At 73.0% G+C, this 21,816-nt stretch carries 18 protein-coding genes and 1 pseudogene; 8 read left to right on the top strand and 11 right to left on the bottom strand.

Annotated features, from left to right (window positions below; translation table 11 throughout):
- Positions 1–63: 63 nt before the first annotated feature.
- A complete protein-coding gene (locus ACOBQB_RS33030) occupies positions 64–939 on the top strand; it encodes a L,D-transpeptidase family protein (protein ID WP_423596980.1) in 876 nt (291 codons plus the stop codon).
- Between the two features lie 206 nt (positions 940–1,145).
- Here ACOBQB_RS33030 and ACOBQB_RS33025 read toward each other — a convergent pair whose 3' ends face one another.
- The 5 genes and pseudogenes from ACOBQB_RS33025 to ACOBQB_RS33005 form a co-directional block, all read right to left on the bottom strand.
- On the bottom strand, positions 1,146–2,273 hold the full coding sequence (locus ACOBQB_RS33025; RefSeq protein WP_423596978.1) for a hypothetical protein: 1,128 nt from the start codon (positions 2,271–2,273) through the stop codon (positions 1,146–1,148).
- Positions 2,273–2,938 (bottom strand): RNA polymerase sigma factor, encoded by a 666-nt coding sequence (locus tag ACOBQB_RS33020; protein ID WP_423596976.1) that lies wholly within the window; start codon positions 2,936–2,938, stop codon positions 2,273–2,275. The genes ACOBQB_RS33025 and ACOBQB_RS33020 overlap by 1 nt, the downstream gene beginning before the upstream one ends.
- A 310-nt stretch (positions 2,939–3,248) precedes the next feature.
- Entirely contained in the window at positions 3,249–4,064 is an 816-nt protein-coding gene (locus ACOBQB_RS33015; RefSeq protein WP_423596974.1) for a hypothetical protein, read from the bottom strand.
- A pseudogene (locus tag ACOBQB_RS33010) lies at positions 4,061–4,686 on the bottom strand (RNA polymerase sigma factor). Before ACOBQB_RS33010 ends, ACOBQB_RS33015 begins: the two are co-directional and overlap by 4 nt.
- A gap of 193 nt (positions 4,687–4,879) precedes the next feature.
- The gene (locus tag ACOBQB_RS33005) at positions 4,880–5,794 is read right to left on the bottom strand and encodes a hypothetical protein (RefSeq protein ID WP_423596972.1); all 915 of its coding nucleotides are present in this window, start codon (positions 5,792–5,794) and stop codon (positions 4,880–4,882) included.
- 206 nt (positions 5,795–6,000) lie between these two features.
- On the opposite strand from ACOBQB_RS33005, the gene ACOBQB_RS33000 reads away from it, so the two are divergent.
- Complete coding sequence (locus ACOBQB_RS33000; protein WP_423596970.1) at positions 6,001–8,799, top strand: FG-GAP-like repeat-containing protein; 2,799 nt, start codon at positions 6,001–6,003, stop codon at positions 8,797–8,799.
- Positions 8,800–8,860: 61 nt separating this feature from the next.
- On the opposite strand, the gene ACOBQB_RS32995 is transcribed toward ACOBQB_RS33000, so the two are convergent.
- Entirely contained in the window at positions 8,861–10,456 is a 1,596-nt protein-coding gene (locus ACOBQB_RS32995) for an amino acid ABC transporter substrate-binding protein (RefSeq protein WP_423596968.1), read from the bottom strand.
- A 40-nt stretch (positions 10,457–10,496) separates the two neighbouring features.
- Positions 10,497–12,719 (bottom strand): hypothetical protein, encoded by a 2,223-nt coding sequence (locus ACOBQB_RS32990; protein WP_423596966.1) that lies wholly within the window; start codon positions 12,717–12,719, stop codon positions 10,497–10,499.
- 238 nt (positions 12,720–12,957) lie between these two features.
- Between ACOBQB_RS32990 and ACOBQB_RS32985 the strand changes: the two genes are divergently transcribed.
- A complete protein-coding gene (locus tag ACOBQB_RS32985; protein WP_423596964.1) occupies positions 12,958–13,326 on the top strand; it encodes a hypothetical protein in 369 nt (122 codons plus the stop codon).
- 13 nt (positions 13,327–13,339) lie between these two features.
- Here the strand turns inward: ACOBQB_RS32985 and ACOBQB_RS32980 are convergent, their stop codons facing one another.
- From ACOBQB_RS32980 to ACOBQB_RS32965, 4 genes are all read right to left on the bottom strand, one after another.
- Positions 13,340–13,939 (bottom strand): hypothetical protein, encoded by a 600-nt coding sequence (locus ACOBQB_RS32980; protein ID WP_423596963.1) that lies wholly within the window; start codon positions 13,937–13,939, stop codon positions 13,340–13,342.
- A gap of 72 nt (positions 13,940–14,011) precedes the next feature.
- Positions 14,012–14,518: a hypothetical protein gene (locus ACOBQB_RS32975; protein WP_423596961.1), complete on the bottom strand. Its 507-nt coding sequence runs from the start codon at positions 14,516–14,518 to the stop codon at positions 14,012–14,014.
- Between the two features lie 127 nt (positions 14,519–14,645).
- Positions 14,646–15,449, bottom strand: coding sequence for a DUF4328 domain-containing protein (locus ACOBQB_RS32970; RefSeq protein ID WP_423596959.1), 804 nt, complete (start codon positions 15,447–15,449; stop codon positions 14,646–14,648).
- Positions 15,450–15,576: 127 nt separating this feature from the next.
- The gene (locus tag ACOBQB_RS32965) at positions 15,577–17,175 is read right to left on the bottom strand and encodes a beta-N-acetylhexosaminidase (RefSeq protein ID WP_423596957.1); all 1,599 of its coding nucleotides are present in this window, start codon (positions 17,173–17,175) and stop codon (positions 15,577–15,579) included.
- Positions 17,176–17,310: 135 nt separating this feature from the next.
- On the opposite strand from ACOBQB_RS32965, the gene ACOBQB_RS32960 reads away from it, so the two are divergent.
- The 5 genes from ACOBQB_RS32960 (at position 17,311) to ACOBQB_RS32940 (ending at position 21,740) form a co-directional block, all read left to right on the top strand.
- A complete protein-coding gene (locus ACOBQB_RS32960; protein ID WP_423596955.1) occupies positions 17,311–18,168 on the top strand; it encodes a 2-oxo-4-hydroxy-4-carboxy-5-ureidoimidazoline decarboxylase in 858 nt (285 codons plus the stop codon).
- 147 nt (positions 18,169–18,315) lie between these two features.
- The gene (gene sdhC / locus ACOBQB_RS32955) at positions 18,316–18,696 is read left to right on the top strand and encodes a succinate dehydrogenase, cytochrome b556 subunit (protein WP_423596953.1); all 381 of its coding nucleotides are present in this window, start codon (positions 18,316–18,318) and stop codon (positions 18,694–18,696) included.
- Between the two features lie 8 nt (positions 18,697–18,704).
- Positions 18,705–19,199, top strand: coding sequence for a succinate dehydrogenase hydrophobic membrane anchor subunit (locus ACOBQB_RS32950; protein WP_423596951.1), 495 nt, complete (start codon positions 18,705–18,707; stop codon positions 19,197–19,199).
- Positions 19,200–19,215: 16 nt separating this feature from the next.
- Positions 19,216–20,970, top strand: a complete 1,755-nt coding sequence (gene sdhA, locus ACOBQB_RS32945; RefSeq protein WP_423596949.1) for a succinate dehydrogenase flavoprotein subunit — start codon at positions 19,216–19,218, stop codon at positions 20,968–20,970.
- Entirely contained in the window at positions 20,970–21,740 is a 771-nt protein-coding gene (locus tag ACOBQB_RS32940; protein ID WP_423596947.1) for a succinate dehydrogenase iron-sulfur subunit, read from the top strand. The genes sdhA and ACOBQB_RS32940 overlap by 1 nt, the downstream gene beginning before the upstream one ends.
- Positions 21,741–21,816: the final 76 nt, after the last annotated feature.

Raw genomic sequence — 21,816 nt, 5'->3', positions numbered from 1 at the left:
CGTCACGCGCGCCGAACCGGGAAACACTCCCAGAAGTGTTGTCCACAGGCTCGGAGAGGTGTGATGGGCAAGGGCGTGGTGTCGGTGGGGGCCGTGACGGTGCTGGCGCTGGTCGCGGGGTGCAAGACGGTGGAGGTCGGCAGCGACGGGGCGCGGCCGGGCGAGCAGGAGCCGAGGAGCGCGGGCCTGGCGCCGGGCGCCCCGACGGCGCGCACGCCTCCGGCAGGTCAGTCCCCTCCGGCGGGTCAGTCCCCTCCGGCGGTGCGGACTCCCCCGCCCGCCCCGGCGCCCCGCGGCACGCCCGCCCCGAAGATCGTGATGCGGCAGGGTGACCGCAGCGACCAGGTGCGGGGGCTCCAGGCGAGGCTCCGGCAGATCGGCTGGCTGGCGGTGAACCCCTCGGGGCTGTACGGCCCGCTGACGGTCAACGCGGTCAAGGGCTTCCAGGCCAGGCGGGGCCTGCCGCCCACCGGCGCGACGGACGCCGTCACCTGGCAGCGGCTGCTCGGCATGTCGCGCGAACCGACGCGGGAAGAGCTGTACGCGGGCGGCGGGATGCCGCCGGCCCCGCCGGACAAGCGGTGCATGACGGGGCGCGTCCTGTGCCTCGCCAAGAGCAGCCGGACCCTTACCTGGATGGTCGACGGCAGGGCCGTGTCGACGATGGACGTGCGGTTCGGCTCGCAGTACACGCCGACGCGGGAGGGCACGTTCACCGTCTACTGGAAGTCCCGCCACCACGTCTCGACCCTGTACGACACGGCGATGCCGTACGCGATGTTCTTCAGCGGCGGTCAGGCGGTGCACTACTCCGCGGACTTCGCGACGAGAGGTTACGCCGGCGGATCGCACGGCTGTGTGAATGTCCGGGACGAGCAGAAGATCGCGAACCTCTTCGCCCAGGTGCGGATGGGCGACCGGGTCGTCATCTACAAGTGACGTCTCCCCCTGGGAGGGGAAAAGCGGCGTGGGCGGGATCGGGGGAACGTATCCCGCCCACGCCGGTGGCACGGAGCCGAAGGTACGGGGGAACCCCCGGCTCGTGCGCGGGCCGATGACCAGTCGGCTCACTTCTTACTGCGTCACGCCTTCAAAAAACGTCACACCTTACGGCGCGATCTTCCCGTCACCGCCGCGGGGCGGGGTCACGGCAGGTGGGGCAGGGCGCTGTAGGAGCCGGTGGACACCGGTTCGGGCAGGGCCGGGGGCGGGGGCGGGACAGGGGCGGCGCCGCCCGTGCCGCCGCCGGAGCCGCCGCCCTCCTCGCCGCCGTCGCCGCTGTTCCCGTCCCCGCCGCTGCTGCCGCTCTTCCCGCCGCCCTGGCCCTGGCCCTGGCCGCCGTTGCCCGGGCCGCCGCCGTTGCCGCCGAGGACCCGGCCGCAGAACTCCTCCACGCGGGTGGCCCCCTGGGCGACCTCTTCGAGGTGGCGGCGCCGGTCGCCCCTCAGCTCACCGCTGCGGTAGTCGCGGCAGGCGGCGACCACCTTGCGGCGCACGTCCTTGGTGCCGCCACCGGGCGGGGTGCCGTCGTCGGCGGGCCGCCGCGTCGCGTCGTCGGTGTGGTCGCCGCCGGCGTCATCCTCGGGGGACGTACCAGCCCCGGGGGCGCGCGTCGGCTCGTCGCCGGGCACCGTGCCGTCCTCCGGCGACGAGCCGACGGCCCCCCGCGAACTCTCCGCGCTCTCCGCGCCCTCCGCGGACTCACCCGCCTCGCCCGACTCGCCCGTCCCGTCCGACGGGGACGCCGACGGCACCTCCGAGGTGTCGACGGGCGACGCGGAGGCGGCCGGGCTCCGCTCGTCGTGCCGGCTGAACGGCGAGGGCAGGACGCCCGTCCCCGCGGCCACGGCCACACCGCCGACCATGCAGCCCGCGAGCGCGGCGGCGAGCCCGAAGCGCACCGGGCGGCCCCAGCGGCTCGGCTCCGGCCGGCCGACGGTCCGGCTCCTGCGTACGCTCTCGGCGGCCGCGGTCTCATGGGCGGGCGTCGCATACGCGGCCGAGCGGGGACCGGGCTGCGCGGAGGCCGCCCTGGCGACCCGGAAAGCGGCCAACGCGGCGGCCTCGCCGGGGAGTTCACCGGCAGCCGCGCCAGCGGTCCCGTCCGTCTGCGCGCGCGCCGCCGGGCCGTCCGCGGCGGCCAGCGCGCCGAGTGCCTGGGCGAGCCGGTCGGCCTTCGCGCGCGCGTGAGGGTCGACGCCTTCGAGGGGCTCCCCGCGCAGCAAACGCTCCGCCGCGTCGCGGTCCAGCCACTTGTCCTGCTCGTCGGCCATCACATGTCCTTCTGCGTCCGCGTACGCGTTTGCGTCACACCGGCGGACGTCACCGCGCGGCCGCGCGGCTCTCTCTGAGGGGGTACGGCGGCGAGCGCCTCCGCGGGGTCGGCGGCGTCCGCGCCGAGCAGTTCGGCGAGCCGCTTCAGGCCGCGGTGCGCCGCTGTGCGGACGGCCCCGGGGCGCTTGCCGAGGGTCTGGGCGGCGCTCTTGGCGTCGAGGCCCACCACGACCCTGAGCACCACGGCCTCGGCCTGGTCCTGCGGGAGCTTGGCGATCAGCGCCATCGCCTCACCGGTGGCCAGGGACTCCATCGCCTCGCCCGCTGTGTCGGCCTCGGCCGGTTTCCCGGTCAGCTCCGACTCGTCGCCGCCTATCGCGGGGCGGCGCCCCCGCATGCGGATGTGGTCCAGGGCGCGATTGCGCGCGATGCGCGCCGCCCAGCCCCGGAACCGGTCCGCGTCTCCGCTGAACCGGTCCAGGTCGCGCGCTATCTGAAGCCAGGCCTCGGAGGCGACGTCCTCCGCGTCCGGATCGGCGACCAGCGTGCGTACGTATCCCAACAGGCGCGGGTGCACAGCGCGGTACACAGTCCGGAACGCCGTCTCGTCCCCGCCCTGCGCCGCACGCACCGCGGCGGTCAGCTCCGCGTCGTCCCCCAGCACTCTCTCAATCCTGCCACTCGGAGATCTGCGCCCGGCCCCGGCGCGAACCAGCACGCTACGGCCTTGTCCGGGCCTACGTCCATGTTTGTACAACGTGCAACTAGCGGGTGACGCAGCGCGGTGTGACAGAAAACGCACGCACGGCGCTGAAGGGAGTACGGGCCGCACGCGGTTCGTACCGTGCGTCGGCCGGAGCCTCTCCTGTGGGGGGTGGCGGCTCCGGCCGTCGCCTTGGTCTCCGAGATGTCGATGGTCGCGGACCACCTGGTAGTGGCCGACCCCGGACACGGACGTATGGGTCACAGCCCTGTCAGTGGTGCGGGCCCTGTTGCCCGTGGTGGGGTCGGCCCTTCGCCCGTCCGTCCTGATGGCCGCCCCGTCCCTCGCCTCCCGGCTTCCCCGGGTTTTCCGGCTTCCCCGGCGGCTTCGGCGGCTTCCCGTTGCCGTGGCCCGGTGGCTTCGGCTTGCCCTGCCCCGGCCGCTCCGGCTTCCCCGGCGGCTTCCCCGGCTTCCCGTTGCCGTGGCCCGGTGGCTTCGGCTTGCCCTCCCCCGGCCGCTCCGGCTTCTCGGGCGGCTTCGGCGGCTTCCGCTCCTGCGGCGGCTTCACCGGCTTCGGCTTGTCCTGCGAGCGGCTCGGTGTCACGCCGTCCTTGTCTCCCTCGCTGCCCTTGCCTCCCTTGCCGCCTCCCTCCGGGCCGGGCGGCGCGGACATGGTGTGTCCCGGAGTCGTGCCCGGGGTGCCCGGGGTGCCAGGGGTGTGGGGGGACGACGGAGCCGGACGGGGGCGTTCCCGCGGGGCCGGGTCGTCGGTCACCGTGCCCGCCGCCGCCAGTGCCACTCCGCCGAGCAGACCGCCGGCCAGCACCACGCCACCGGCCGCCTTGAGCGAGATCCGGGCGGGGCGGCGACGCTCCCGGGGCCGCCAGTCGTCGCGTCGGCGGGTCCGCGCCCGGTGCGCTCCCGCGTCCCGCGCCGCACGGAACGCCGCGACCGCCTCGCGCTGCGCCTCCGCGTCCACCGTTCCGGCCGCACCCGCCGCGTCGGCCCGCACGGCTTCGGCGAGCAGTTCGAGCGGGGAGGCGCGGCCCGGCGCGCCCTCGGGGCCCTTGGGCTTGTCTGCGTTCATCTCGACTCCCCCAGCGTGCCGGGACCGTCATCCGTCACACCGTCGAGCCCCAGCCGCTCGCCCAGCTTCCTCAACCCCCGGTACGCGGCCGTGCGTACCGCGCCCGGCCGCTTGCCGAGGACCCGCGCCGCCGCGGGGCCGTCGAGACCGACGACCACCCGCAGCAGCACCGCCTCCGCCTGATCGCGCGGCAAGGTCGCGACCAGGGCGAGCACCCGCTCGGTCGTGACCGCCTCCAGGGCCGCCGCCGACGTGTTGTGCGGGCCCGGCAGTTCGAGCAGGTCCTGTTCCAGCGCGGCGGGGCGCGGCCGCGCCTTCTGCCGGCGCAGATGGTCGAAGGCCCGGTGCCGGGCGATGGTCGCGGTCCAGCCGCGGAAGCCCGCCCCGTCCCCCGGAACCGTCCGAGGTCCCTGGCTATCTCCAGCCACGCCTCGGCGGTGACGTCCTCGGCGGTCTCGCCGTCCGTGCCGACGAGGCCGCGCACGTAGCCTATGAGTCCCGGCTGCACGATCCGGTACGCGACCGCGAAGGCCGCCTCGTCGCCCTCCTGGGCGGCCGCGACGGCCCTGCCCAGCTCCTCGTCGTGCGCCTTCGCACGACGGGGCTCCCCACCCTGGCCCAACGTTCTCCCATCCGGCCGAACGCGGCACGGTCCGACGTGCCGTTGCCCCCATGGTCCGCCGCGCCGCGGGGGCGCGGATATGTCACCGTGCGAGAGCGTACGGCCACCTGGCCCTTCGCGCCCGGCGATCCCTGCTACCGGGCAGCTCATCGGTCCCCGCCGCCGGGTGGCTCATCGCTTCGCCCCGCGCGTCTCAGACCTCGAACAGCGACCCGCCCGAACCCCCGGGGCCGACCTGAGAGATGTCGACCGTCAGCCCGGCGGCCGGGGCCACCGCGACGACCGGCTCGTCGTAGTCGGTCACCCGCATCGACATGGTCTGGTCGTCCGAGAACGCGCCGCCGCTCTTCCTCGCCTCGACGCCGAGGATGTACGGCTCCCCGGTGGCCGCCACGTACACCGTGGTCTCCTCACCGTCCTTCTTCTCGGAGAGCGGGGTGACGTCGGTGCCGTACCGGTGGGTGGTGGGCCGGGCGGTGATGACCTCGCCCGGTTCCGGACTGCCGATCTTCGCGGTGAGCTTGTCGAGGTCACAGCTGCCCATCGGCGTCGCGGGGCCACGGGTGGCGGTGCCCTTCGGGAGCTTCAGGTACTTGCCGCGCGCCAGCGCAGTCCGCTCCCGGACGCGGTTGGCGATCTCGGGGCCGCGCCGGGCCGCCTGCTCACGGATCTCGTCCAGCGCGCCGTCGGTGAAGCGTATGTACATCGCACTGCCCGCGATCACGATGAAGTCGCCGCGCTGCGTCGGCCCCGAGTCGAAAGTGCCGGTGCAGTTGCTCTCGCGGTCCATGTGCAGCGAGACCTTCTGCCGGCCCTTCTCGGTGTCCATGGCGACGCCGATGCGCACCGTGTCGGCCGTCCTGAACAGCTCCATGCCCTTCAGGGCGAGCTTCCTGCCGCGCACCTCGTCGGCGGAAGCGGGCTCCTCGCCACCGTCGGCCGCGGTTCCGGCGCGGCCCACCTCTTCCAACGTGCCACCGGCGTACGTCACTTCGCCGCGCGAACCGCAAGAGGTGAGCGTGCCCACCGCCGCGCCCATCGCGAGGCAGAGGGCGGTCGGCCGCGTCCACCGGCTCCGCCGACTGCGCCTCGCCGGCCGGTCGTTCACGCGATGTGCCGCCTGTTCATCCACCGGAGTCCCCGCCCGTTCCACCACGTCACAACTGTCACATGACCCAGCGCATGCGGGCGCCGGGCCGTCACACCTCGGGCATGCGGGAAACATCACGCCGACAAACATCCGCCCTCGTACAACCCTTTGGCGCGTCGTGATGTCGTATGAACTCGCTTGATTCACCTGTGATTCGCTGAGGGGTGGGGCACTTGAGCTCGCGCAAAAGGCGTGAAAAGGCGCGTACGACGCATGCGTACCGACCGCTGAGTCCGAAGCGCCGGGCCTGGCTGACGATCGGCGCCGTCGTGCTGGGCGGCGCGGGGGCGGTGACGTACGCCGCGGCCGGACCGAACGCCGGGGACGAGCCCGGCGCGGACCCCTACGCCAAGCGGCCGGCGAGCGTGCACGACCTCGCGCTCAAGGCCGACGGCGCCGCGCGGGAGCTGCCGCGCACGTCGACCGGGCAGTTCTCGCTGCTCGGCGTCTCGTGGAGCGGTGCCACACGGGAGCTGGCGGGCACCGCGCAGGTCCGCACGCGCGCCCTCGGCTCCGGCAAGTGGAGCGGCTGGCGCGCCCTGAAGCCGGAGGCGGGTGCGCGTGCCGCCTCCGAGCCGCTCTGGGTGGGCCCGTCGGACGGGGTGGAGGTCCGTGTCGCCGCGGCCGACGGACCGGCACGTCGCGAGCTGCCCAAGGACCTTGAGGTCAGCCTCGTGGACCCGGGTGTGACGTCCCAGGAGGCGAAGAGCCCGGCGCTCGGCCCGGCCCGCGGTGGCGGCACGCGCACGGGCGCGGGCGCCGCCACCGCCCCCGACGACACCGTGCCGCCCACCCCGCCGGACGACGACACCGTGCCGCCCACCCCGCCCGACGAGACCGGCCCGGCCCCGACGGACTCCGGCGAGCCGACCGGCACGCCCTCCTCACCGACCGCGCCCCCCTCGGCCTCGGGCGAACCGACCATTCCGAGCGGCTCCCCCACCGGCCCCCCGACCGGCTCCCCCTCGTCCACCCCGGAGCCCACCCCCACCAAGCCGACACCGCCGCCGTCGACGGTCAACCGGCCGCCGATCATCGGCCGCGCCGCCTGGGGCGCCGACGAGTCGCTCGTGAAGGACCCGGCGGAGTACGGGGCGAAGGTCGCGGCGGTCTTCGTCCACCACACGGCCGGTACCAACGACTACCGCTGCGCCGAGTCCCCCGCGCTGATCCGCGCCCTCATGACGTACCAGGTGCGGACCGAGGGCATGAACGACCTCGGCCACAACTTCCTCGTGGACAAGTGCGGCCGCGTCTTCGAGGGCCGCGCGGGCGGCGTCGACGTACCCGTGCGCGGCGAGCACACCGACGGCTTCGACGGCGAGTCGACGGGCATCGCCGTCCTCGGCGACTTCGAGGGCGACCCGGCGACCGGCAGGAGCGCGGGCAGGCCGACGCGCGCCGCACTGGAGTCGGTGGCGCGCGTGGCGGCCTGGAAGCTCGGCCAGTACGACGGCGACCCGGCCGGCGAGGTCACGCTGACCGCCACCGCCGACACGGGCGTGTGGAAGAAGGGCGAGCGGGCCTCGCTGCACACGGTCTCCGGCCACCGCGACGCCGCCACGACCACCTGCCCGGGGAAGAACCTGTACGCCGGGCTCGACGACGTCCGCCGCTTCGCGGCCGGCGCGGGCCGCAGCTCCGCGGCCCCGACCGCCGACTTCAACCGCGACGGCGCCACCGACCTGGTCGCGGGCACCCCGAAGGCGTCGGGCGACCGCGGCCGGGTGACGGTCGTGCCCGGCGGCCCCGGCGGCCCGGTGGGCGGGCGGAAGATCTCCCTGACGCAGACGAGCGCCGGTGTCCCCGGTGCCTCCGAGGCCGGCGACGCCTGGGGGTCGGCCACGGCGTGGGGCGACCTGAACGGCGACGGGTACGCGGACCTCGTCATCGGCGCCCCCGGCGAGGACGACTCCTCGGGCCACACCGACCGCGGCGCGGTCACCATGCTGTACGGCCCGGCCTTCACGTCGGGCACGGACATGCGGCTCTCGGACGACTTCAACTACACCAAGGCCCGCTTCGGTTCGGCGGTCGCCGTCGGCGACTTCAACGCCGACGGCGAGGCGGACGTCTTCGCGGCGGCGACCGGCACGGGCGGCTCGTGGGCCGCGCGCCTGGGCCCCGACCGTGAGTCGGGCGGCAGCCTCACGCCGGGCGACACCGCCATCGCGTACGCCGACGCCGCGTCCGGCGACTTCAACCGCGACGGCTACGCGGACGTGGCCCTCGCCTACCGCGACCAGGCCGGCAAGGGCAAGGTCGCGTGGTTCAGGGGCGGCCGCTCGGGCCTGAACCGGGTGGGAGTCCTGTCCGTGCCGGGCGGCCGTTCGGTCGCCGTGGGCGACGTCAACGGCAACGGCTACGACGACCTGGTCATCGGCCAGCCGTACACCGCCGAGTCCGGCGCGCACGCGGGCGGCCAGGTGACCGTGGTCCCGGGCACGCCGACAGGGCCCTCCGCGGCGGGCACGAAGACGGTCCACCAGGCGACGAGCGGCGTGGTCGGCGCCGCCGAGGCGGGTGACGCGATGGGCTGGTCGGTCGCGGCGGGCGACTACGACCTCGACGGTTACGCGGACGTCGCCACCGGCGCCCCGGGCGAGGACATCACCCGCGCCGGCGCCAACCGCAAGGACGCCGGTACGTCCCTGCTCCTGAGGGGCTCCGCGTCCGGCCTCACCGGCACGGGCGCGCTGGCCGTCTCGCAGGACGAGCCCGACGTCCCCGGCGCCACGGAGAGCGGCGACCGCCTCGGCTCCTCGGTCACGCTGGCCGACCTGTCCGGCTCCGGCCGGGCGGACCTCGCCATCGGCGCCGAGGGCGAGGACGCGGGCGACGGCACGATCCTCCAGCTGGACAGCGGCAGTGCGGGCGTACCCGACGCGAGCGGCGTCTCCTACGGACGTACGCTGCTGGGCACCCCGGCGGGGGCCCGCCTGGGCCAGGCGCTGACGCCCTGAACCACAGACCGCGCGCCGCTCCCCCTGGCCCGGAGGGGGCGGCGCGCGGTCGTTTCCGGGTTCAGCGGGTGTCGCTCGGCACCCGGCAGTCCTCGGGCTGGCGCTTGTCCTCGGGCCAGCCGATGCCGACGAACCGCAGCTTCTCGGTGCGCGGCTCCAGTTCGACCACGGCCACCGGCTTGTCGTAGGCGTTGCCCGCGTTGGTCAGACAGATCCAGCCGCTGGTCCCGTGGACCCGGTTGACCGCTTCGAGGCGCTGCCACATGTCCGAGACCCGCCTCAGGGGCGGCACCGTCCCCTCCGTCTGGGCGTTGGCGAGCAGCACGGCCTTGGCGACGGTGCGCACGCCGTCGTACACCAGCATGGTGCGGGAGTCGTCCAGGCTGGTGGGGCCGATGTCCCCGGCGCTCCCCTTCGCGATCAGGGCGCGCAGTTTGTTCAGCTCCTCCTGCGGTTCGGTGAAGTAGGCCGGGCGGTCCTTGGCGTCCTTTTCCCCGCTCAGCTGCCTGTCCCAGGCCGCGGGGTGCCCGGGGGCCGCGTACTGCACCGTGATGACGGGTTCCTTCCCGCCGCCGCGCAGCCGCGCCCAGTCGTCGCCCTTCATGTAGCGCTCCAGCGTGGCCGCGCCCGAGCCGCTGACGATCGTGTACTTCTTCCCCCGGCACTGCACGTCGGCCAGCTTCAGCGCGAAGAGCCGCAGGTGGACGGGACGGCCCGCGAAGTAGACGTAACGGGCCGTGGACTGGCAGATGTTCTGGGCGATGAGGGTGAAGTCGTTGCCCGTGTCGCCCGGGTCGGTGATCGAGGGGGACTGGAAGGTCTGGTCCTTGGGCCCCGGCGGGCCGTCCTCGTCGCGGCCGAACGCCTTGGCGAGCGAGTTGTTGTAGATGTCGTGCGGCCGCTTGTCCCGGACCAGGACGGTCTGCTCGTCCCTGAGTTCGCCGTGGAAGTTGGCGAGCGCGTCCGCCTGCTGGCGGTTGGTCGGGATGATGCGGGCGAGGCCGGGATAGGGGTCCTTGCCGGTGCTCTTCTCCGGGTTGGCGAGCTCGTCCGCGCTGACGCGGCCGGCGAGGACCGGGATGCTCAGTTCGTTGGTCAGGCGTGCGATGGCCTTCTCCGTGGCGTCCAGGCTGAGGTTGAAGCCCGTGACGGCGCGGAGGTTGACGTGATCGTCCCGCGACATTTGCGCCAACTGGTCGACGACCCGCCGCTGTTGGGCGTACGCGTCGCCGGGGTTGGCGAGCACGAGACGCAGCAACGGGGTGTTCTCCTCGCGGTTGGCCCGGTACTGGGCGAGGTAGGCGCCCTGGATCTCGCTGCGGAGCTGCTTGCGCTCGGCGGCGATGTCGGGCTGGAGCGGCAGCATCAGGGCCACGGTGACGTGCGGCTTGTCGCCGACGAACTCCTCGTTCTCCTTCGCGATGGCCCCGGCCACCTTCTCGATCTCCGGGGTGCCGAAGGCGTAGCCGGTGCCGTTGACGCCGACGCACTCGCCGTCGTGCCGCTCGACGCCGATGGCGCAGCTCTCCGGTTCACCGACCGGGGGCAGGAACATGTACACGAGGACGCATCCCGCCACGAGGCCGAGCAGCGCGATGACCCTGCGCGTCCAGTTGGCCCACAACGTGTTGTACAGCCAGTTCCCGAACCGTCTCAACGCTGCTCTCCCTCCGCCGGTGAAACCACGTATCGCCTGGTCAGCCGAACCCGATGTGCTCCGTGCACCCGCACCGCCGCAGCGGCTGCTTGTCCTCCGCCCGATCGCCCCACTCCCGGGCCACGCGGACGAGCAGCGCGGCCCCCTCCGCCGCCCTGGCCACGTCCGCCCCTTCGGGCCCCTGGTCGCGCACCGCCTCGTCGGCGATCCGCGCCAGTTCCTCGCTGAGGCCGCGGAGCGGACCGCGCAGCGCGCCCGGCGCGGTCTCGTCGAGCGGCTGCGTGCGGTCCTCCGTGAGCCACACCGCGTGCAGCAGGCGGTCGATGAGCCGCCGCCGGGTGTCGCCGTGGACGTGGATCTCACCGAGAGCGCGGGCGTACCGGTCGTCGTCCGCCCCGATCAGCGCGGCGTCCGCGATGGCGAGGAGCTCCTCGCACCAGGCGGCGATGGGACGGGTGAGGAAGGTCCCGGCCAGGTACCGCGTGACGAGGTCCGCGCCGTCGGAGGCGAGGAGGTGGTGCATCCGGTGCGCGCCCGCGGTCGTGAACAGCGGGTCGGGGTGGTCGTTCCCCAGGTCGCGGTAGTGGCCCTGGAGCAGCGCGTGGTCCCTGTGCCAGGCGGCGCCGCCGTCCCGCAGCCGGTGCAGCCGCCGCGTCAGCAGCCGGCGCAGGCCGAGGTCGCCGATGAAGTGCCGGGGGCAGCGCGGCCAGCCGCTGTCCTCCAGGAGGTCGGCGATGAGGTAGGCGGACAGCTGGTCGTCCCGTCCCTCCTGCACCGCGCGCATCAGGGTCTGGGCACACTCCACGTCGTGCGCCACCGACAGATGGGTGAGCAGGTCGAGCCAGTGGCCGCGGTGCTCCGGCGGCAGTTCCTCGGGGTGCTGACAGGTGACGAGTTCCCCGATGAGTACATCGGCCACGGGGCGGTCGGCCACCCGGCGCCCCTCGCCGTCGTCCCCCGCGGGCACCCGGGCGTCCAGGAGCGTCCAGTCGGTGCAGTCGCCGGATGCCGGGCCGGATGCCGGGAACGACAGGGCCGCGGCCGCCTCCCCGAGCCGGGTCACGAACAGCGGACGGCCGCCGCTCAGCCGGTGCACACCGCTGTGGACGCGCAGCCGGACGGCGGTGTCCGGCTGCTCCTGGTCCCCCCGCAACCGGCTCAGCTCGGCCTTCTGCTGGTCGCGGGTGAGCACGGGCATGCGGACGAGCAGGACGCCCCGCCACAGCGGCGCGTGATCGGGTACCCCGCCCGGCGGACGGCTCCAGTCGGGCAGCGCTCCGGTGAACGGCTCCCACCTGGCCATCTCCGCCGGAGCGCCGCCCGCGCGGTGGAGGAAGCGCCCGCCGTCCGCACGCCGGGCGGTCGCGAAGACGACGAGCCGGTCGTGGTGGCCGCGCTCCCGGTCCTCCAGGACCGGTTTCAGCAGCCGCCTGCCCAGGGAGTTGTCCGCGTGGTCGAGGAGCAGGGCGGGCCTCCCCACCCGCGACAGGCGTCCCCGTACGGAGCGGTAAGCGGTGTCGACGTCCTGCCGCAGGGCACGGAAGAGAAAGCCTTCGGCGATCCGCCGCGCCTCGCCGCCTTGCTGGAAGTCGCCGCCGAGCGACCGCAGCCCGGCCTGGGGGTTGCCGCCCGCGCCGGGGTAGTCGCCGTAGCACTCCGCGAGGGCCGCCCTGCCCTCCGGCGAGAGGCGGGCGAACAGCCCGTCGAGGAGGGCGTTGATGAAGGGCCCCGCCAGCGGCGTGGTGACCAGCCCGCCCAGGAAACCGAGGTAGTTGTTGGCCGCCCCCATCAGCACGCCCCGCCAGAAGGACTTGGGCGGCAGCAGACCCTCCAGGCGGACCACCTCGTCCACCAGGGGCGCCGCGTGGGCGAGGCGGTCGCTGGCCGCCACGGCCGCGAGACCGGCGTACAGCCGCGGTACGGCGATCTTGCCGCCGTCCCCCGCCCAGTCCCCGTACTGAAGGGCGATCTGGCGCAGCGCCTCGGTCACGTCCGACCGGCTGCCGGGCCGCTGTTCGGCCTGCTCCCGGCAGTCGCTCAGGCCGCAGTCGAGGTACGCGGTGGGAACGCGCGGCCCGAAGCGGTCCCGCACGCACCGCAGGAGGCGCCCTTTGCCCATGCCGGGGCCGCCGACGAGCAGCACCACGGGCAGATCCGTCCCGTAGAGCAGCTCCCTCTTGCGCCCGGCCGCGGTCCTGCCGAGCAGCCGGGCGATCAGGCCGCCGTCGTCCAGCAGCTCGTCGAATCCGAGTTCATCAGGCACGGGCTCCTCCGTGGCCGCTGTGACGGTCGGGTCGCCGGTGATGGCTCGTCAGGTTAACCAAGGGCCAAGGGCTTTGGGGAGAGAACGCGCAAGCCCGCGCGGTTGGGCCGAATGACGACGCATGTACGGTCTCGCGCCGGACGGCGTCTGTCCTGGTGCTGGTGAACAGGGGGGAGGGTGTTGTATAACCGGCCGGATTCGCGGATCGCCGGTTGCGTGGCATCGCTCAGGGGCGGGGATGACGAAGAACGGCAGCACGACGGACATCACGTCGGACATCAGGCACCAAAAGGAAGCCGGCCTCGGAGAAGCCGGTCTTGGGGAAACCGGCCTGGGGGAAACCGGCCTGGGGGAAGTCGTCGTGCCCGAGGACCCCGACGATCCGACCGTGGTCGGCGAGGTCTCGGACCGCCGCGTGCTGGCCGCCGGTGCGGTGCTGCTCGGCATCTGCGCCGGATTCATCGCGTACGGCTTCCTCGGCGGCGACGAGCGGGAGAGCCACTCCGCCCCCACCGCCCCGGTGACCTGCCGCGTCACCGACACGGGTGCCGTCAAGGCCGGCCGCCCCCTCGTGATCCGTGGCGAGCCGTCCGCGCAGCGCGAGTGACGAGGCGGCCCCGTCAGCCACACCCCCGCGCCCGCCGCGACACCACCGCCCGCAGCACCCGCCGCCCCTCCAGCGAGATGTCCAGCGCCTGCCGCAGGCCGCCCACCGGCCCCGCACCCTTGTTGGCCAGGAGCTCCAGGATCTGGATCTGGCGCCGCAGTTCGGCCTCGACCAGCGGCGTCATGCCGTCCGTGCGGCCCTCGCGGCGCGCCGACACCGGGCGGCCCCCGCCCCACGGCGCGGTGGCGGTGGCGGTATCCATGAGTCGGTGCACCTGAAGGGCCGCGACGGAGCAGCCGTCCGCCCACTCCCGCACCGCGGGGCCCGTGTGCGCGGCGGGAACGGCGTCGAGCATGCGCCGGGTCAGCACCGTGGCCTCGTCCGGCGGCGCACCGGCGTCCGGCGGCGCACCGGCGTTTGCCGGGGGCGCGAGCGCCGACCGGGCCTCGGCCAGCGCCTCGCCCCAGTCACCGCCCTCCGCGAGCCGCGCCCACAGGGGCCGCAACAGGTCGTCGCCGCCGCCGAGCACCGGCACGCAGCGGTCGAGGCAGGCAAGCCCACTGGCCGCGAGACCCCGGTCGTCGGCCTGTGCGATCAGCTCCACCAGGCTCATGCTGTACGTCTCCCGTCACGGACCCTGCGCTTCACCTGTACTGCGTGCGCTGCGCCGGGAACGTCACTGCCGTCACTGCGGCACGACACCGAGCCGGTCGAGGAAACGGAAGAAGAGCTGCTCGGCCGAGGGCTCGGCGTCGGCTTTCAGTACGTCGAGGAGGGCCGCCGCCCGCACCGTACGGCCCGCCTCGGCGGCCCAGGCGACCGCGCGTGCGGCGGCGTCGGGCGGCTCCAGGAAGTAGTCGTCGACGGTCAGCCCGCCGTCGCCGAGGTAGCCGGCCATCGCGCGCCGCGCCAGGCAGGTCGTCCACGCCCCGCTCTGGGGGGCCGCCGCCTCGACGACCACGCAGTCGCTGGCCATCACGTACCCGAAGAGCGCGGGCGCGCCCGTCTCCAGGGCCAGCGTGTTCATGTTGCCGACGTCGCGTGTGCCGTCGCCGCCCGGCACCTCCCACACCTGCCAGCCGTCGGCCCGCCGTTCGAGCAGGGACAGCTCGTCCCGCACACCCGCGACCGCCGGGAAGTGTGCGAGGGGCCGCTCGCTCCTGCCCACGACGTAGTACCCCCAGTAGCCCATGGCTCGTCCCCCGTCGTACTCCGTGGCGCGTTCGAGCCGTCGGCCGTTCCGGCTCTTGGGACCGTTCTGCCCCGTCCCGGCCGAATACACCACAGAAGCGGGCGAGTCCGCCACCGGATGGGGGACATCACGGGGCGGGGAAGGGCACCGCCTGCTGTGCGGGGGCCGGGCCCGTGCGGGCCTTGGTGTCCTGCATGCGCGTGAGCCGCAGCACGAAGACGATGGCGAGGACGGCGGCCGCGATGTCGAGGGCGTCCACGAACATCATGTTGGCGACCGCCGCCTTGATCTCGTCGGCCTCCTCGGCCCGCGTGTACGACCGGGCCGCCCACCGCCCGGCGAAGGTGTTCGCCACCCACAGCGTCCACCAGACATTGACGAGCCGGTGCGGGCCGCGCTCCGCCGCCGGGTCCAGTGGCATCATGCCGTCGGGTGTCGCGGTCCGGGTGCCGCTCGCGTCCCAGATGTCGATGGCGATCCGCCGCGGGAACCAGAGGTTCACGACCGGCACGAACCAGCCCCACACCGTCCAGCCGCGCTTCTTGCGGTGGCCGTGCGGCTCGAACACCTCGGCGTTCACGCGCGCCCGGTGGAACCAGACGAGGAAGACGACGCAGGTGGCGAACAGCGCGACCGTCTGCACGGTGCCGGCGTTCGCGTACAGCGTGTCGGCGTTGTCCGCCTCCCGCTCGATGTCCGCCCCGTACCGCCCGATGATGAGGTCGTTCAGGACGTCCTGCATCTCGGTGCCGGCCCACAGCGCGTACACGTCGGTGGCGATGACGACGCCGAGCAGCGCCGCGGCGGCCCGGCCCAGCCCGACGGGCGAGCGCAGCCGGGCGGGGCGTCCGTCGACCATGGCGTGACCGGGCGGCGGCGGGGCCGCGGCGGCGGCCTGGACGCAGACGCCGCAGTACCCCTCCGACGTCATCGCCGTATTGAACTGACATGCCTTGCACAGCATCGCTGAGCGCCCCCCCACGGGTTCACGTACTTGGTAGGACGTATCCAGAAAAAAGCCGCCCGTCCGTGTCCCTCCCCAGGGCGCCGGGCGGCGGCTAACGGACCGTATCAGCGAGTTTCACGAATTCGCTCCAGGAAATCGTGGGCGTGCGCGGGTCCCAGAGCTTCTGGACGGTGGCCCGCAGCGGCATGCGGATGCCCCGCGCGACCTGCTCCTGGGTCTGCGAGCGGGCCAGGTCGCACCAGACCGCGAAGGACCCGCCGAGGATCTGGTCGTCGTACTCCGCGCTCACCGGCCGCGTGCCGCGGATCACCCGGGGCGTCCAGCTCTCGTAGATCCGCTGCCCGGTGGGATAGCGGAACGTCTGCGGTTCTCCGAGGACGTAGTAGAGGTACTCGTCGTTGTAGTTGACCAGCTCGCGCCCGGCCTTCAGGTACTCCACGGGGTCGCGGGCGCCGATCTCCTTGCCCGTCCAGTACGCGACCTCCAGGTCGTCGGCGGCCTCGGCCCGCCCGCCCCGGAAGAAGCCGTCGTTCCACGCCTTGAGCTTCTTCTCGAACGGGCGCACCGTGTCGGCCCGGTCGTTGAGCCACCCCGTCGCCAGGTCCTGCACGCGGCCCCTCGGTCCGTACCGCTCACGGGCCGCGGCGGCCAGTCGCGGGAAGGACGCCTCGGGGTTCTCGACCGTCAGGGCGCTGTACTCGTCGGCGCCGAGGTGCCAGTAGCGGCCGGGGAAGAGCTCGGCGTACTCCTTCAGGAGGTCGTCGACGATCCGCGCGGCCCGCGGCTCGGAGATGTCGACCGCGCCGCGCGCGACGGCGCCCCGCGCGTCACGGAGCTGGAGCGAGGGGTGCGCGCGGATGACGGCGCCGAGGTGGCCCGGTGAGTCGATCTCCGGCACGACGGTGATGTGCCGGCTCGCGGCGAGCTTCAGGATGCGGCGGACCCGGTCTTTGGTGAGGTGGTCGGCGGAGACGATCTCGGGGTGCGAGTCGGACTCGATGCGGAAGGCCTGGTCGTCGGAGAAGTGCAGGCCGAGCTGGTTGAACTTCAGGTCGCCCAGCTCGCGGACGCGGTCCTCGATCCACTCCGCGTCGAAGTGCTTGCGGGCGATGTCCAGCATGAAGCCCCGCTGCGGCTTGGCGGGCCGGTCCCGCACGACGCCCTCGGGGGCCGTCCGGCCGGCCGCCACCTCCTGCTTGAGCGTGCGGGTCCCGTAGAACACACCGGCCTGGTCGGGCGCGGTGATCCGCACCGTTCCCGCCTTCACGGAGAGGGTGTACGACTCCGGGCCGCCGTCCGCCCCGGACGCGAGCGCCAGTTCGACGTCGCCCGCGCGGGCGCGCCCTCCCCCGCCGTACCGGAGCTTCAGCTCACCGGCGAGGAGGCGGGCCTCGTCGGCCAGGCCCTCGTCGCGCACGACCACGCGGCCCTTGCCCTCGGCGGGGCGCCAGCCGGGCCCGCGGGCGGCGGTGTGCTCCCGCACGGCGGGGATGGTCGCCGGGGCCTTCGACAGCGGGTAGCTCCTGCTGGGGCTCGGCGCGCGCGAGGCGGCGGCCGACTTCCCGTCCGACGGGAGCGAGGGCGGGTCCGCGGCGCCGCTCCCGTCACCGCCGGGCCAGAGCGTGACGGTCAGCGCGACGGCTCCCGCGACGACGGCGCCGCCCGCGGCGAGGACGGGCCCGCGCCTCACCGCCGCCCCCGGGCCCCGGGCGCGCCCCCCGTCCTCGCGGGATCACCGCCCGGCCCTGTGGCGGGTCGCTCCCGCACCGCACCTGAAGCACCAGAAGCACCCATAGCAGCAGTAGCAGCACCAGAAGTCAGAGCCATGACGCCACGCTACGACGGGCCCCCGGCAGGCATCCGTCCACACCACGGGGCGAAACTCTCCCGTCCGGATGAAATTCGCTCATCCATCGGACGGCCCCTCGCCCGCCTCGCTACCGTTACGTCCCACCCCACGCCCACACCACCTGTACCACCGGCGCCGCTCCCACCACCGGCGCCACCAGCACCGTCCTCCCCCACCTGTTCCCGCCCGTCCCAGCCGCCCCCTGCCCAGGAGCGCCCGCTGTCCCCGCACCGTTCCTCCCGACTCCCCGGCGCCGGCGCCCCCGCCGCCGCCCCTGTCGTCACGCCGGAACAGCTGAACTCCGCCACGCCGCACGCGGCCGAAGCCGCCCTCCTGACCTGCTGCGGAAGCCTGAGCTGGGCCCGCCGCGTCGCCGCCCACCGCCCGTATCCGGACCTCGACGCGCTGCTCGCCGCCTGCGACGAGGCGGCGTACGACCTCTCGCCCGCCGATCTCGCCGAGGCCCTGGCCCACGAGCCCCTCGACCCGCCGGTCAGCCGCCCGGAGGCACCCCAGGTCACGTACGGCGCCGCGCACACCGCCCTGCGCGCCGCGCACGCCGCGTACGAGAGCCGCTTCGGTCACACGTTCGTGATCTGCCTCGATGAGGTGGCCCCGGACGAGGCCCTGGACCAGCTGCTCTCCGCTCTTCGGTCACGCCTCGGCAACGATCCGGAGGAGGAGCGCGCCATCGCCGCCGACGAACTGCGGCGCCTGGCCCGCGGCCGGCTGACCCGCCTGACCCTGCGCCACGCCGCCGAAGACAGTGCTGACGCCGCCGCCGGGCGCATTCGTCCCGCCGCACGCCCTGATAGCCCGTACGTGCCTGTTTGACTGCCTGTTTGATCACACCTGAGGACCCGGGGCAGGCCCACCGACAACTCGTCGATACGATGACGGGCGGCCGGTGGACCGTACCCGGCCGGGCTCGTCCGACACCGAAGCCGGCCGGCCCCAACCCCCGCTCCCGGAGGAACTTCCGTGCCGGCTGGAACGCTGTACCGCGGCCGGGAAGGAATGTGGTCCTGGGTGGCTCATCGAGTCACCGGCGTCCTCATCTTCTTCTTCCTGTTCGTGCATGTGCTGGACACCGCTCTCGTCCGCGTCTCCCCGGAGGCGTACGACGACGTCGTCAGCACCTACAAGACGCCCCTCGTCGCACTCCTCGAGTACGGCCTGGTCGCCGCCATCCTCTTCCACGCGCTCAACGGCCTGCGCGTCATCGCCGTCGACTTCTGGTCGAAGGGACCCCGCTACCAGAAGCAGATGCTCTGGACCGTCGTCAGCATCTGGATCGTCCTGATGATCGGGGCGCTCTACCCGGTCCTCGGCCACGCCGTCCGCGAAGTCTTCGGGAGCTGACGCCAGACATGTCTGCTGACACCACGCTCGATAAGTCCGGTACGTCCGGCGTGAGCCCCGTCGAGGGTGCCTCGCTCTACGACGTGGACCACCCGGCCCCCCTCATCGAGGCGCCGCGCAAGCGCACCTCCAAGACCCCGCGCTCGACCCGCGGCAACTTCGAGATGGCCGCATGGCTCTTCATGCGCCTGTCCGGTGTCGTCCTGGTCGTCCTCGTCCTCGGCCACCTGCTGATCCAGCTGGTGCTCGACGGCGGCGTCTCGAAGATCGGCTTCGCGTTCGTCGCGGGCCGCTGGGCCTCGCCGTTCTGGCAGGTCTGGGATCTGCTGATGCTGTGGCTCGCGATGCTGCACGGCGCCAACGGCCTGCGCACGGTCATCAACGACTACGCCGAGCGCCCGAACACGCGTCTGTGGCTCAAGGGCCTGCTGTACACCGCCACGGTGTTCACCATCCTTCTGGGCACGCTGGTGATCTTCACCTTCGACCCGAACATCCGCTAAAGCCGAGGCGACCCCAGTGAAGATTCACAAGTACGACACCGTCATCGTCGGCGCGGGCGGCGCCGGCATGCGCGCCGCCATCGAGGCGACGAAGCGCAGCCGCACCGCCGTGCTCACCAAGCTGTACCCCACCCGCTCCCACACGGGCGCCGCGCAGGGCGGCATGGCCGCCGCGCTCGCCAACGTGGAGGAGGACAACTGGGAGTGGCACACCTTCGACACGATCAAGGGCGGCGACTACCTGGTCGACCAGGACGCCGCCGAGATCCTCGCGAAGGAGGCCATCGACGCGGTCCTCGACCTGGAGAAGATGGGCCTGCCGTTCAACCGCACGCCGGACGGCACCATCGACCAGCGCCGCTTCGGCGGTCACACCCGTAACCACGGCGAGGCCGCCGTGCGCCGGTCCTGCTACGCGGCCGACCGCACCGGCCACATGATCCTCCAGACCCTCTACCAGAACTGCGTCAAGGAGGGTGTGGAGTTCTTCAACGAGTTCTACGTCCTCGACCAGCTCATCGTCGAGGTGGACGGGGTCAAGAAGAGCGCGGGCGTCGTCGCGTACGAGCTGGCGACCGGCGAGATCCACGTCTTCCAGGCGAAGTCCGTGATCTACGCGTCCGGCGGCACCGGCAAGTTCTTCAAGGTGACCTCGAACGCGCACACGCTCACCGGTGACGGCCAGGCGGCCTGCTACCGGCGCGGGCTGCCGCTGGAGGACATGGAGTTCTTCCAGTTCCACCCGACCGGCATCTGGCGCATGGGCATCCTGCTGACGGAGGGCGCCCGCGGTGAGGGCGGCATCCTGCGCAACAAGGACGGCGAGCGCTTCATGGAGAAGTACGCGCCGGTCATGAAGGACCTCGCGTCCCGTGACGTCGTCTCGCGCTCCATCTACACGGAGATCCGTGAGGGCCGCGGCTGCGGCCCCGAGGGCGACCACGTCTACCTCGACCTCACGCACCTCCCGCCGGAGCAGCTGGACGCCAAGCTCCCGGACATCACGGAGTTCGCGCGTACGTACCTCGGCATCGAGCCCTACACGGACCCGATCCCGATCCAGCCGACCGCGCACTACGCCATGGGCGGCATCCCGACGAACGTCGAGGGTGAGGTCCTGGCGGACAACACCACGGTCGTCCCGGGCCTGTACGCGGCGGGCGAGGTGGCCTGCGTGTCGGTGCACGGCGCCAACCGCCTCGGCACCAACTCGCTCCTGGACATCAACGTCTTCGGCAAGCGCGCGGGCATCGCCGCGGCCGAGTACGCGGCGAAGGCCGACTTCGTCGAGCTGCCGGAGAACCCGGAGGAGCTGGTCGTCTCCCAGGTCGAGCGCCTGCGCGACGCCACGGGCAACGAGCGGGTCGCCGAGCTGCGCAAGGAGCTCCAGGAGACCATGGACGCCAACGTCATGGTGTTCCGCACGGAGCAGACGATCAAGACGGCGGTGGAGAAGATCGCGGAGCTCCGCGAGCGCTACCTCAACGTCTCGATCCAGGACAAGGGCAAGCGGTTCAACACCGACCTCCTGGAGGCCATCGAGCTGGGCAACCTGCTCGACCTGGCCGAGGTCATGGCGCAGTCCGCGCTGGCCCGCAAGGAGTCGCGCGGCGGTCACTACCGCGAGGACTACCCGAACCGCGACGACGTCAACTTCATGCGCCACACCATGGCGTACCGCGAGGTCGGCGACGACGGCACGGAGACGATCCGTCTCGACTACAAGCCGGTCGTCCAGACCCGCTACCAGCCGATGGAGCGTAAGTACTGATGGCTACCCCGACCCTTGAGAAGGAAGACGCCAAGCCCGAGGCTGGCTTCGCCGACTCCCCCTACATCACGATCACCCTGCGTGTGCGCCGCTTCAACCCCGAGGTCTCGGCGGACGCCACGTGGGAGGACTTCCAGCTGGAGATCGACCCCAAGGAGCGTGTCCTCGACGCCCTCCACAAGGTCAAGTGGGACATGGACGGCACGCTGACGTTCCGTCGCTCCTGCGCGCACGGCATCTGCGGCTCGGACGCCATGCGGATCAACGGCAAGAACCGTCTGGCCTGCAAGACCCTGATCAAGGACATCAACCCGGGCAAGCCGATCACGGTCGAGCCCATCAAGGGTCTGACGGTCCTGAAGGACCTGGTCGTCGACATGGACCCGTTCTTCCAGGCGTACCGCGACGTGATGCCGTTCCTCGTCACGAAGGGCAACGAGCCGACGCGCGAGCGTCTGCAGTCCGCCGAGGACCGCGAGCGCTTCGACGACACGACGAAGTGCATCCTGTGCGCCGCGTGCACGTCCTCGTGCCCGGTGTTCTGGAACGACGGCCAGTACTTCGGCCCGGCCGCGATCGTGAACGCGCACCGCTTCATCTTCGACAGCCGTGACGAGGCGGGCGAGCAGCGCCTGGAGATCCTCAACGACAAGGACGGCGTGTGGCGTTGCCGCACGACGTTCAACTGCACGGACGCGTGCCCGCGTGGCATCGAGGTCACAAAGGCGATCCAGGAGGTCAAGCGCGCGCTGATCACGCGCCGCTTCTGATCCTCCCGCGTCCCCGTACGCGTACGCCGTCATGGGCCCCGCTCCTGCGAAGGAGCGGGGCCCGGTGCGTGACCGC

Source organism: Streptomyces sp. G5(2025) (assembly GCF_049542075.1).
Taxonomy (GTDB): domain Bacteria; phylum Actinomycetota; class Actinomycetes; order Streptomycetales; family Streptomycetaceae; genus Streptomyces.
Note: the sequence above shows the minus strand (reverse complement) of the source record. Positions and strands in the feature narration are given on the sequence as shown.